Origin of the sequence: Bartonella rattimassiliensis 15908, from assembly GCF_000278215.1 — a bacterium.
In the GTDB taxonomy this organism is placed as follows: Bacteria; Pseudomonadota; Alphaproteobacteria; order Rhizobiales; family Rhizobiaceae; genus Bartonella; species Bartonella rattimassiliensis.
The window spans coordinates 257,481-270,828 of the sequence record NZ_JH725066.1; the positions used below are offsets into that span (position 1 = coordinate 257,481).

General features: G+C 42.6%; 10 protein-coding genes and 2 pseudogenes. All 12 read right to left on the reverse strand.

Translation table 11 applies throughout. The annotated features are described in order from the left end of the window. A pseudogene (locus MCY_RS05720) lies at window positions 1–823 on the reverse strand (DUF3987 domain-containing protein); the annotation flags it as partial. Window positions 824–1,133: 310 nt separating this feature from the next. After that, window positions 1,134–1,334, reverse strand: a complete 201-nt coding sequence (locus tag MCY_RS05725) for a helix-turn-helix transcriptional regulator (RefSeq protein ID WP_007347430.1) — start codon at window positions 1,332–1,334, stop codon at window positions 1,134–1,136. A 209-nt stretch (window positions 1,335–1,543) separates the two neighbouring features. Beyond that, window positions 1,544–2,710, reverse strand: a complete 1,167-nt coding sequence (locus MCY_RS05730) for a tyrosine-type recombinase/integrase (RefSeq protein WP_007347431.1) — start codon at window positions 2,708–2,710, stop codon at window positions 1,544–1,546. Between the two features lie 175 nt (window positions 2,711–2,885). After that, window positions 2,886–2,978: pseudogene (locus tag MCY_RS10040) on the reverse strand (lysozyme); the annotation flags it as partial. Between the two features lie 63 nt (window positions 2,979–3,041). After that, window positions 3,042–3,371 (reverse strand): hypothetical protein, encoded by a 330-nt coding sequence (locus MCY_RS05735; protein ID WP_007347432.1) that lies wholly within the window; start codon window positions 3,369–3,371, stop codon window positions 3,042–3,044. 15 nt (window positions 3,372–3,386) lie between these two features. Beyond that, window positions 3,387–7,091, reverse strand: coding sequence for an alanine-zipper protein (locus MCY_RS09630; RefSeq protein ID WP_007347433.1), 3,705 nt, complete (start codon window positions 7,089–7,091; stop codon window positions 3,387–3,389). 22 nt (window positions 7,092–7,113) lie between these two features. After that, on the reverse strand, window positions 7,114–7,347 hold the full coding sequence (locus MCY_RS05745) for a hypothetical protein (RefSeq protein WP_007347434.1): 234 nt from the start codon (window positions 7,345–7,347) through the stop codon (window positions 7,114–7,116). Window positions 7,348–7,356: 9 nt separating this feature from the next. Next, complete coding sequence (locus tag MCY_RS05750; RefSeq protein WP_007347435.1) at window positions 7,357–8,490, reverse strand: phage tail protein; 1,134 nt, start codon at window positions 8,488–8,490, stop codon at window positions 7,357–7,359. A gap of 7 nt (window positions 8,491–8,497) precedes the next feature. Continuing rightward, entirely contained in the window at window positions 8,498–9,511 is a 1,014-nt protein-coding gene (locus tag MCY_RS05755; protein ID WP_007347436.1) for a phage tail protein, read from the reverse strand. Between the two features lie 7 nt (window positions 9,512–9,518). Next, window positions 9,519–10,520 (reverse strand): phage tail protein, encoded by a 1,002-nt coding sequence (locus MCY_RS05760; protein WP_007347437.1) that lies wholly within the window; start codon window positions 10,518–10,520, stop codon window positions 9,519–9,521. A gap of 14 nt (window positions 10,521–10,534) precedes the next feature. Further along, window positions 10,535–11,185, reverse strand: a complete 651-nt coding sequence (locus MCY_RS05765) for a transglycosylase SLT domain-containing protein (protein ID WP_007347438.1) — start codon at window positions 11,183–11,185, stop codon at window positions 10,535–10,537. Then, window positions 11,185–13,347: a hypothetical protein gene (locus MCY_RS05770; protein ID WP_007347439.1), complete on the reverse strand. Its 2,163-nt coding sequence runs from the start codon at window positions 13,345–13,347 to the stop codon at window positions 11,185–11,187. Before MCY_RS05770 ends, MCY_RS05765 begins: the two co-directional genes overlap by 1 nt. Between the last annotated feature and the right edge of the window lies 1 nt (window position 13,348).

Below are 13,348 nucleotides of genomic sequence, written 5' to 3' on the forward strand. Positions count from 1 at the left end.
CACGCTCTATACGGTCATAGGTAAATTGATCATCTCCATTAAAAGCTGTGAGATAAAAGGAACGATCTGTTTGATATTCCTTTCTTTCTAGATTGTCTAAAAAGCCAGCCAGTTCATCACGCACCATTAAGAGACCACGGGGATTTTCTTTTAAGAGTTCCCCAAGCTTTTCAACGGTCACATCATTGACAATAAAACGAGAGACATCATCATCATGGGCATTGTCTTTAGAGAGGGTTTCATACAAAAGAGCACGAGCTATTTCACATTCTCCTTTTCTTATCGCTTTATGGGCTTGTCTTTCCTTTTCTCGTTTGTCTAAAGTTTCAAGTCTCTCTTCAATTTCTTGTTTTTCTTTTTGCTTTAACCAGTCTTTATACCATTCCTTTTGAAGGCAAGAGATAGGAGCTAAAGCGGCTTTCATGGCTGGTGTTTTGAAAGTTGACGATTGCCCAATCAGAGCGCCCCAGAGATTAGGGACCACAATCCAATCATCATGTTGTTTTGGAGCGATACGCACACCATTGCCAATGACGGCAGCCAAGGCACAGAGAGCAGAGACAGCAATAAAATCCATAGGAGCCTGTTGACGCTCTGAAACGTCATAAATATAATCCATGAATGGCATTGGGAGTTGTAATGGGTCAAAAGGCTCGACGGGTAAGAGAGCCGTCTTGATCGGTTGCAATTCCCCCCAACCATTTTGTTGCAATGCTTGTTTATAAGGAATGGCTTCTAAACAAGTCTTATCATTTAAAGAAACATTATCGTTATCATTTAAAGAAACATTTTGATTGTCGTATTTTCCATCACTTTCTTTCATATTTTCCTCTTTCTAGAAAGTAATACGTTATTAAAATAGATACCTTTTGGAGTTTGCCTCATAAGGACTTCAAAGGCTTGGCTTATAGGCCCGTGTATCAAAGGTAAAATCAGCTAAAGTCTTTTTGATTGGTTGGCTTTCATAACGCCCATACGAAACCCCATGCAAAGGCACGTGTAATGTTTTGAGCATTCCTTAAAAGAACACATCATTTTAAATCCTATAACGTTGCATCATAGGAAGGATTTTGCTATCTTTAGGCTGATACGTTTGAGAAAGCCTTGTCCGTCCTTATGTGACAAGGTTTTTTTTATGCCACATCGTTATAACGTTGCTGTTTCGCTTGCTCGATGACATTCAAAAGATCCGATTGTAACCAACGGGATAAAAAACCAAATTTTAAGGGTTTTGGGAGAGAGCCATTGGTAACATGACGGCGGAAAGTTGAGACACTCATATGAAGCAATTTTGCACTTTCACGGTCAGTTAAAAGAATATCATTTTCGGTCATTTTAAAATCCTTTCATTCTCAAAAAATAGAACCAAATCATGCCTATTTATTAAGCACATTTTGGTTCATTTTTGAAGGTATTTTATTTATAGAAAACAATATATTATCATATAATTTGTGATGTGATAAATTATGAGTCTCATTGAGAGCGAATGAGAGAGAAGAGAGAGAAAGTTATCCACAGATCATGGGGTTATGCACCCCATATCTTAAGATTGACCAGTGACATAAGCGGCCCATTTATCCATATAGACACGGCGCTGTTCTAGATAGTCAGTCCGACGATAGGCACGCTCTACTTTGCCGCCGACCGTATGAGCTAAAATGGTTTCAGCGACCTCATAGGGGGCATCGGTTGTTTCAGCAAGCCAATTGCGTAAACTAGAGCGAAAGCCATGCGGGCAGGCTTTAAGTCCAGTCTGTTGCATATAGTGTGACATACAGCGTTCAGCAAGGGGACCGCGACCGGTTGCAGAGAAGAAGAAATCATTGCGAGAAAGCAGGCGCGCTTGTTTTAAAATTTTCAATGCTTCAGATGATAAGGGGACGCGAAATTCTGTTGTAGCATCCCGTCTTCCTTTCATATTTTCAGCAGGGATAGTCCAAATATTCCCATCAATCTGATTTTCACGAATATGACGCAGTGGATTAGTACGAACTCCTGTCAGAATAAGCAAACGCAAAGCCAGTTGTGTTATGGTTGTTTTTTGGCAAAGTGTTTTATAAAAAGTGGGTACATCTTTCCAATCCATGGCTGGTCTATTTTGTGTTTTATGGAGTTGTTTGCCTAAGAGCGCGCGTGCTTTTTCTACAGCTTGTAAATCAACATCCAACCCCAATGCAGCCGCATGTTTGAGACAAAGATTGAGACGAATAAGAGCTCTATTAGCTGTTCCTGCTTTTGTATGCCAAATAGGGGCAATAGTGTTGCGTATCTCAGTTTGTGTAATCTCAGAAACCGGCAGACAACCTAATTTAGGGAGAATATGAAGACGTAAAGGTAAAAACCAGTTTCCATCTTTACCATCACCTTTTAATTCAGCTTTACGACTTTCAAAAGTATCTAGTGCAATATCTTTTAAATAATGGAGATTGCTTATTGCCTCACGTTTTTGTTTATTGCGTTCTTTAATGGGGTCACGACCCTCACGCAAAACAGAACGCCATTGATTTGCCAATTCACGGGCTTGTTTTAAAGAAACATCTCGCAACGCACCCAAACCCATTTCACGACGGCGCCCGTGAAGGGTATACCGTAAAATCCATTGAGCACCTCCATCTTTACGCTTATGAAGAAGCAAGCCGGCGCCATCATTATATTTGCCAGCCCCCAATGTTGCGACAGCCCTTGCATTAAGACGGTTCATAAGAGCCATTTTTACTCCTTTCTTATACAAATTTGATCCACACATTCATCCCGTTTGTTATGTGCAAATGAGTGGTTTTGATTGATTAAAGATAAACCGGTTTGAAATGAGAGAATCTTACGTTATTCGAGACTCTCATTCAACATACAAAACAGTGAATTATCATTATAAATCAATGCATTGTAGTCCAAATACACGCCGTATCTCTATACGCCTCTAATCGCAACCCTTCCCATTGTTTGATTAGTTCTAAACCTTCTTTCGATATCTTTCTCATCCCATGCTCCATAAAAAAAGCCCCACATCAGTGGGGCGGCATAAAAACCTTCTTTTATAATCTCTATTGACTATGCTCTCTGATCAACTGTTCCACTTCATCAACACGAAAACCAAGCCGAAATATCGGCGCATATTCGCTTTCCTGTAATTCATATTGAAAACGCTTTTCTAGAGAAGGACCGTCTAAATCAACCGGCGTTTCTGTTTCTACACAAACCCTATGGGTAGCATCTTCAATCCCCTCTTCTCCTTCACTAAGCTCTTTAACAAAGACCCAATAAAAACGCGTTGATAAAAGCATCTCTAGCCTTCTTACCGTTTCTGCCTTATCAAATTCAAGCATGTTTAGATAATCTTGCTTCGTATTTAAATGCTCTGGATAATCTATCATCTCTATTGCCCTCCTCTAAACAAAGCGGCGGGGACGGCTACAGCCTCGAGCCCCTAACATCTCACCCTTGAAACTACGAGAATACTGACCACTCCGAAACAACGAACCATTAGACACACCACCACTCCAAATACCGCCTCCTACCAACACATTCATCTCTGCTCTAAAAGTCGTCCTTCCTGCTGCCACAGAAGGTATCTGGACCTGAAAAGTCTCTGATAAAAATTGTGATACATAACCGCAACCATCCTCGCACCCTATATACGAAATCATACGCCTATTCGCCGTATCAACGTATCCTCCAGAACTCTTCGGTGTAGGGGCTTTCTTCCCTTGAATATTTGTCTTTTCATTGCTCCCATACATCGCAGACGCAAATTCGACATCATTGAGAAAAGATTTTTTAACACGACGCATATCCGATAAGTGATCGGTATAGGGACGACCCGTTGTGATAGGAATACCATACGCCGAACGGGTAAAAATGCCCGTTCCTGACTGGAGATAAATATCAACCCAAAGATCTTGCGAAGAGTCGTAAACCATCCCTTCTGGGGAACTATGCGGACAGTGATTCAAACACCAAACCGAATCGGGTAAGATATCTCCTGCTTGATAACCCGATAAGGGGTGATCTTTTATAGAACCAACATCTGCACAAAGCGTATGAAACCCTCCTATCTTTTTCGAAGTATCTAAGGTATATTCATCGGGGTAGGTAGAGTTTTCAGACACAACAAATTTATAAGACTGTCTTGTATCAAATGCCAAATAAACGTAATAATCCTTCCCTGCTGCAAGAGAAGAGGGAACAGTTATCGTGTAATCCTCTGTATAGCTAACAACCGCAACTTCACTCGTTAGCTTCAAAGCGAGATGCGTTCCTTCTTTCAATTTCAGTTGGTTTTTTCCTGCCGCAACAAGAAACGGTGTGGAAACCGAAATGACACTCAACTTTAATTGTTTCAGTAAATCATTCAAACTAGAAGATCTACTTGTGCCAGTACTTCTTTGTTGAGCGGTCATTGCTGCTTGTTTTGCTTCTTCTGCTAGCGTCTTTGCACTCAAGGCTGTTGTATTCGCAGAATTGGCTGTTGCTGTTAGCGTTGCTAGGCTGTTCTTTACATCAACAAGCTCTTGCTTGGTCGTAGCAGATGTCTTTTTGGTTTCTTCGGCTAGCGTCTTTGCCTGATCAGCTGTTTCCTTGGCTTCTCTTGCTTCACTCTTCGCTGCATAGGCTTGCGAATCTGCTGCCTCGGCTTTTTTCTTAGCTTCTTCTGAGTACATCTGCGCTAAACTTACGGGGGCTTTAAAATTATCAACAACTTTATTGATATCTATAACGCGACTATTCGCTCCATAAGCAATGCTCTGCGCTTTTTCTGCCTCTTTCTCTGCTTTAGATGCAGTGGTTTGTGCACCTTCAGAAGCCTTCTTAGCATCATCCGCTACAGATTTCGCATGACGAGCTACTTGTTTTATATCATCCAAAGCACTTTGAGATTCTTGTGCAATCTTCTCGGCGGTTTCCGCTTTACTCTTCGCCTCTTGTGCTAGAACCTTAACCGCCTCTGCACTTACTTGACCTGCTGCCTCTCCTGAACGCACCGCTGCCTCTGCTGCTGCTTTGGCTTCAGAAGCTATTCTAGAGGCTTCTGTTGCACCCTGTTGGGCTTGTTCCGCCAAACCCTTCGCCTCAGATGCCGTACCCTTAGCTTCTCTTGCTTCTGTTAGGGCTGTAGCCGCTGTGGATTTCGCTTCATTCGTAATGGTCTCCACGCTTTCTGCCTTAGCCTTGACTTCTTCGGCTAGAGATTTCGCTTCTCCAGACTTCGTTAAAGCTTCTGAAGCTTTTTCGCTTGTCTCAACGCAAGTCTGCTTGGCTGTATTGGCTGTTGACAATGCACTTTCTGCAACACCTTTCACTTCTTCAAGGGTTTTATTCGTTGCATCAAAAGAAGCCTTGTTTTCCTGTACAAGGTTCTTTGTCTCTTCTGAGATTGTTTTAGCTTCCTCTGCAATCCCCTTTACATTATTGGCTGTGGTAGAGGCCATATCCGACGTTGCTTTCGCAGCTGTTGCTTCTCTTAACGCTTGGTCTGAGATCTTTTGCGCCTCTGTAGATGCCGTCGTCGCTTTTTCTGCTAACCCTTTAACTTCTTCAGAAAGTTTCTTGACATCATTGACTGAGGTTAGCGCTGTAGACACTTTCTCCTTCGCATCACTCGCTTCTGTAAGCGCATGAGTGGAGGTATTCTTGGCTTCTGTTGCTAGCTGCTTGGCTTCTTCACAAACCCTCTTACTGTCTTGTGCAACTCTCTCGGCTTCCTCTGATTTCTTCTGAACGGCTTCTGCTAAACCTTTGCTTGCTTCTCCACTGTCACGAATCGCTTGTCTATCTGCTTGCAATGCCTGCTCTACTGCTACCTTCGCTTCTTTAGCTACGCGAGACGCTTCTGATGCTTCTTGTTGTGCCTGTTCGGCTTGCCCTTTCGCTAGCTCTGATGCCTGTTGTGCCTCTTGCGCAATCATTTTAGCTTCTGAAACTGTACGCGACACATCATCCGCCTTCTTTTCAACGCCTAAAACTTTCTCTTGGGCCATATCGGCTGTATGCTTAGCCGCTTGAGAAAGCACATGCGCATCCTCGGCCTTATTTTTCGCTTCAACGGCTACCAAAGAAGCTGATTCTGCTTTATTTGTGGCACCCTCTGCTTTAGAGATTGCCGTAGCTGCAAGTTGTTTGGCTTCTGTGGACAATGTCTTGGTTTCTGCTGTTGCCAGCTCTAAACTAGACGCTTTTGCCTTCACTGACGTGACTTCTGATAGAGCTTGTTCTGAGGTCTTTTGCGCCTCTGTAGATCCGGTGCTCGCTTGTGCCGCTAAACTTTTTGCCTCTTCTGCTGCGCTCTTGGCTGATCTTACTTCTGTTAACGCAGTCTCTGAAGCCGTTTGCACTTGAGACGTTGTTTTGGTGAGTTCGGTAACCGAAGTAGATGTCCGTTCCGATAAATCTTTGGCTTCTTGGGCAATCCCCTTGGCTTCTAAAGACGTCTGGTGCGCAGATTGTGTCGTTGCTGTCAATGACTGCTTGGTTTCTGTCGCTGTTTGATCTGCACGTTCCGCAAGCGATTGCGCTGTATCAGCTGTCGTTTTCGCTAAGGCTGAATCCCTAAGAGCTTGAGATGCATCTTGCTTGGCTAATTGAACTTCTTGCAATGCTGCTGATAAAGAACTTTTCGTACCACTAAGCTCTTCTGATATCTTAGAAACAGAAACTTGTGCTGTTTCGGCTATTTGTTTCGCTGTGTCAGAAAGACTTTTCGCTTCTGCTGCTAACCCCTTGGCACTCTGTGCTGCCTCTTGCGCTAGGGTCGCCGATGCTGTGGCGGCTGTAACCGATTCTTGCGCTGCAGTAGAAGTACTAAGAACTGTCGTAAGCTTTTCACCCGTTTTGCTAACTTCGCTCAGCGCTTGTTCCGATACTTTCTTTGCCTCTTCGGCTATCTGCTGCGCTCCATTCGCACGCGCCATCGCTTTATCTGCTTCTTGACGCGCATTAACAACCTGTTCCAACGGTGCAAAAGTTTCATACGAATACAAAGAAGCCGTCCCTAAAATCTTTGGAACAACAACGCTATCTTGTGATGTTCCTTCTATAATATCCTCTTTCTTCGCTACAGGTATTCGATACTCATGACTATGATTAGGTATTGTCATCTGCTTTAATCCTTTACAGTATTCACACAACTTCATCTAAAGAACACGCTTGCAAATCTTCAAGCTCCTTGCTTAAAGCTTGTAAGCGTTGATCTAAATCTTTCACAGAACCATCAATCTCGCTTTTCAAAGAGGTTTTGAGAAAATCAAAAACACTCTGAAGCGGAGCATGGACAAAACTACCCCCAGAATATAAAACGACCCGTACTTGAGACGGGTCACTAAGCTCTGATATCGCAAACGGCTTCAATAACATTGCTCCTCCTCAGGTCTTTATGCCATAAACTATACTCACATTAACTGGACGCGTTTCAACACCTCCAACAATCTCTGTCTGGAGATGATGTTCATGATGCTGTGTCTCATTCATATCCAATTTTATTGGCTCAGAATGACATAAAAAATAAGCAAAAGGGCGCCTAATAAACAAAGGCAAACGCAGCGGTTTATCTTTCTCGGTAAACCAAAAGGGAGCCTCAGGCTGTGAACTTTCTGATACTTGCTCAAATTCTTGATTACACTTTGCCAAGGCATCCCCACTCAAGCCCAAACATTCTTCATCTATTGATCTCTTGCCCCTTGTTAAAGAAGTTGCAGAAGAAGAAACAGCCCGTTTCTTGCGAGAAAAACCATCATCAGAAGAGGCAGGACCTATAAAATGTTCATGCGCTTTCAAAGAACAAGCTTGCTGACTTGCAAAAGAACGCCAAGGATCTAGATTGCGTTCGTAATCCATACCTCGTAAAAACATCCCTCGAAAATCTGGAACATTAAACGTCATAACTCCATCCCCGGCTCCCCAAACCGTTCCTATCACCTCAAACAAGGCTCTATACGTTATTCGTGAATAAGCTTTTCCATCACACAACAACCAACCATCCGGCAAACGTTCCATGCCAAAAGGACCAATGAAACCTGAAGGTAAACGTTTTAAGGAAGAAACTTTGTCCCTTGTCGGATTGAGAAGTTGCCAACCCGTAAGAGCTTCATCATAAATAACTGTATAAAGACAGCCATCTTGGAGCTCCCCGCCAGATAAAGCCGATAAACCAGTTTCTGTGGCTTTATAAACTGGCTTGCCAGATAAATCATTCATTGCAAGGGTGGTGGCTCCAACATTCCTGCCCTTCGCTTTAAAACAAACTGATATCCCATTCTTATACTCTAAAAACTGGGAGGGGCTTTGAAGACGTATTGCACTCGTCCTTTGTTTATCATCAACTGTAACAATTCCTTCAAGCACACCACACGTATCCAATAAATATTCACGCATCCTTTGCATCATAAAACGAGCGCTGTTATTCACACTGCTTGGATGTTGTCCCTCTGACCAATTAATAAGATTATCAGCACCACCATTCTCAGATGCTGTTAAAGACCAATCATAAATCGTTGACATCTTGACCTCACGTCTTGATCGCAAACACAACACTCATATTAATCGGACGTGTCTCACTTGCTCTAGAGTCTTCCAATAGAACATCGCGCATACGAAGGTGAGAATTAGGAAAGGCGAGATTATGATGAACCCGTATATTCTCTGCTCTCACACCCAAACGCTCAGCGAGCTTTAACCTTTGCTGTTCATTCAGAACATAACCCCAAATGATCGTTACATAACCATTCCAACCCTCCTCCTCACTTTCATCATTCCAAATCTTAAATAACTCACCTCTATGATCATGCTTGCGCATGCTATCAGGTTGTAACTCGCCCAAATAACGCCATCTGCCTAGCTCGCGATCGAAATCAAGACCGCGCAAAAAGACACCACGTAAATCGGGTACATTAAAATGGGTAAAACTATCACTGCCTCCCCACTTGATCCCTATCGCATCGTAAAGAGCACTATACTCACTGCGCAAATAAGACTTCCCATCGCACAATAACCAGCCTTCAGGTAAAACTTGCATTCCAAAAGCTCCTATTGTCCCTGGAGGATCAACCGGTATAATTGGACCTTGTGATAAAGAGCGAGGCGTAGGATTTAAGACATGCCAGCAATCTCCACTATAAACCAAGCTATAAATGCAGCCCTTTTGAAATTCTCCTCCCAACAATGCTGATAAACCTGTTGCTGTTGTCTTATAAACTGGCTTACCAGATAAGCCATTCAAAGCAAGGGTAGTGGCTCCTATATTCTTGTTCTTCGCTTTAAAACAAACCGAGATCCCATTCTTATACTCTAAAAAGGGTGATTGACTTTCAAGCCTTATCGCTGTCGTCTGATGTTCATTATTATTCGTAACAATTCCTTCAAGTACACCCCCCGTATCCGATAAATATTCACGCACACGCTGCATCATAAAACGAGCGCTATTGTTTATACTGCTAGGACGTTGTCCTTCTGACCAATCAATCAAATCATCACAATACGCATTCTCAGATGCCCTTAAAGACCAATCATAAATCGTCGACATCTTAACCTCACGTCTTAATTGCAAACACAACACGCATATTAACCGGACGTGTCTCATTGCCGCCAGAGTGTCTCAAGATAACATCTTGCTCATCATCAGGATAAGCCGGTTTTGCAACGTAGCTCCCTAAATTCTCACGCTCTATGCCCATAAAACTCGCTAGAGAGCTCCCCTCAAACAAGCGTATCTGATAATCCAGCACTGCCGTCGCATTCCCATCCCAAAAGTTTTCATTGCTAACAAAATGGGGTATGGGAATTCCCTGACTTTTATGCTGATGTGACTGGATTAAATCCGTCTGAATACTCCCAAATCGACGATCAGCATCAATACCCCGCCCACTATCTAACCCCCGTAAAAACATCCTTCGAAGATCTGGAACATTAAACGTCATTACACTATCACCGGCTCCCCAAACCGTTCCTATCGTCGAAAATAAATCTCTATACTCACTACGCAAATAAGACTTCCCATCGCAAGCTAACCAACCTCTTGGAAGCCTATACATTCCAAACATTCCTATAAAACCGGTAGGATAAAGATTGCTTTCTTCTACAACGGGTATGGGAGTAGGATTTAAAAGATGAAAACCATCGCCACTATAGACCAATGTATAAACACATCCCGCTTGGATTTCTCCCCCTATTAAAAAACTAACCCCTAAAGCTGTCGCTTTATAAACTGGCTTGCCATCTAAAGCATTAAGGAAAACCGTTGTCGCACCAACATTCCTGCCCGTCGCCATAAAGCGCAAGACAATACCATTCTTATACTCTAAAAACTGTGAAGGGCTTTCAAGTCTTAGCGTGCTCGTTTGTTGAACAGGATCATTGGTAACAAGCCCTTCAAGCGCTCCACCCGTATCCGATAAATACTCACGCACACGCTGCATCATAAAACGGGCGCTTGTATTCACACGGCTTGGATGCTGCCCTTCTGACCAATCAATTGCAGTATCAGAACGCGTATTATCCGACGCTCTGAGCGACCAATCATAAATCGTCGACATCTCTCGTGAATCCCCTAATTCCGGTAAAACGGTCCGTAAAATGCCCGCATGAAGGGCGTCATTAAAGGATTATCATCTTCATCACTCTCTTCTTCTTCCGAAGATTCTTCTTGTGATGCCAATAATGCCCTTAAAACTTCGAGTAAGTTGTCCCTGTTGCCAAAACTTCTCTGTGCTATAGGGCTTGCTTTATAAGGCTGCCCTCCATACATCTGTAGCACACGGTTAACAAAATCACTTGCACGCATGCCACTATGACCACCATTCAAACCAACCGCATTGCTGCCAACAATTTGCGATGCATTGGCATGGGGATTTTGCAAAAGACGTGCGGCGCCACCTGCCCCTTGTTGGTGCGCTAAATACAATTCCGCATCAGTAGGCGCTCTTCCCAAAACACGGCTTAAATGATTACGATTATCAAGCGTCAAGCGGCCCATAGCATCTGCCGCTTGCATGGGATCAAAACGGTCTTGCAAACCATATTGCTTGGCTGTGCTGTCTATAAATTGATACAACCCACCTGCAGAAGAACGGGGATTCCTTGCATTGGGATTGCCACCACTTTCCACTTGCGCAACACGGTATAAATAGCTTTCTGGCAAACCATAACGCGCTGCTGCTTGACGGATCGCTTGATCGACTGAAGAACTAGAACGGGTCATTAACCCTTACTCCTTAAAAATCTTCCCGCTTCTCCTGCCATTACCGAAGAAATGAAATGCCAAAAATGGTCACTACCGATTCCTGCTTTATGTAATCGTATAAATCTTTGTAACATTTGAGCAACTTCCTGCTGCTTCATACCTTTAACGCCAAAAGTTGCTAATTTCGCTATATCTCGTTCAAGTATTTGTCTTTCTTTTTGTGGCAATTTCCTAATCGTATCAGATAAAATATTTTGTATAATTTGTGCTCCTGCACGTGCTGTACTAACTTTCCCGTACGGTAGATTAACACCTGTTAAATAATTAGGTTCGGTCGTTCCTTGAAACGGTTTTAGGGCTCTTTGCGCCGCATCTTCATAGAACCTTTCATCTTCTACAGCTTTTCTAAACGCATGAATATTTTTAGGATTTAAAGACCTGCTAAGATTATCAGACATTCGCCTCGTTTTTAAAATATTGGAAAGGTTTCTAGATGCATTATGCCGCCCTAATATCTCATCAAAATAGTCTCTCATCCCTACATGATAAGTATTGACACCACTAGGCATTGCTCCTTTACGAAGACCTTCTGCAATCCCCTTTCCCGATACGTCTCTCTGGGCAATGTTTTTGCCTTGTTCTATCGCGTCTTGAAAACCTTTATTTTTTTCTACACTAGCACGTGCTGCTTTGTAAGTAGGGGAGATTTCATCCGTTATCTTTACCAAATTGTTCTTAAGTAGTTGGTACCCTGTAGCCTTTTGTTTATCACCAAAATTCCGATACTTTTCGCTTAAATCATCAAGAGATTTCTTCGTTTGATCTAATAACGCCATTGTGGGTTTATAATTAATATGGATAAAATCTTTATCATAAAATCGTTGAGCAATTGCTGTACGTGGATCTCCTTCCAAGGTATCAACCGCTTCTTTTACAGCGTTTTGAAACCATTTATTTTTGAAAAGTCTATTAAGAGCGGGATAATGCTTTTTTGCTATGGGAGTTTGCATTGCTTGTGCATAAAGATGTTTATATTCTTTTTCCCCCTGCTCTTGAAGGAAACTTTTTAAAACTTTCGTATCTTGGAGACGCGTAATGTTTTCATCTGCCGATTGACCAATACGGTCAATTGCTCCCTGTATCCGTCCCTCATGTGCTCCTTTCAAAAGTTCAGAGACATGCGCATTTGTTTTTCCCATATTCGCAAGGGATACTTCTAAATTCGGACTAATATCTGTCAAAAATGCATAGCGTGGCGCAGAGCCAAGACGCTCCGAAACATTCTCGACGCCATCATCATATAATGTTTTTGCAACTTCCCTAACCGCTTTGGTTTGAACTTCTTTATGAGCAGGATTAAAACGCCCTCCTTTCATAAAGGGAATATAGGGAACATATTGCAATCCCCTTGCCATTTTTTTTGTACCCCAAGAAGCAACTGTACCGGCAAGAGAACCAACAGGACCAGCTACTGCTCCTATACCACCTCCAAACCCTGCCGATATAAGACGACCAGAAAGACCATCTCCTGCTCCAGAGCCATGTAAAGCTCCTGAACCTGCTCCTAAAAGCGCCGCATTACCAAGATTTCTAAATGTTGACATATGCTTTGCAAGAGCCAAAGCCCTTAATGGAGGCACTAAAAATGAGAGTCCTGTCGGTACAAGTGAACCAGCAGCATAAGCTATAGAAGACCAAATAGGATGTTTTTCTTTCAAGGCTTTTTGATAAGCACGTTCCTTGGCTACTCTTCTATTATAGATCTCCTCTGCTTTCTTATCACCACGCCAATAATCTATAAAACCCGCTTCATTGGCTGCTTTCATTTCGTCAAAATAATCTGTCGTTGCACCAGACGCGCTATGTCTCATAATCGCATCCCACACCGTAAGATCTTTATCATCAAATGAAAAATCATCTGTTGTAGTTGATTGATCTTTTGTGTTTTGTTGACTTTCAGAAAAAGAATTAGATAGCTTCGCAATCTCAGCAGGATCTTCAACTACGCGGAAACGTTTCCCATTCTTAGCATATACATATTGAGATGAAGATGAACTGTTAGCATGTAACTTTATAATTTTTTCAATCTCAGCAGGATCTTCAACTACGCGAAAACGTTTCCCATTCTTGGCATATACATATTGAGAACGCATCTTCTCAGAAATGTTATAAGGGTCCATT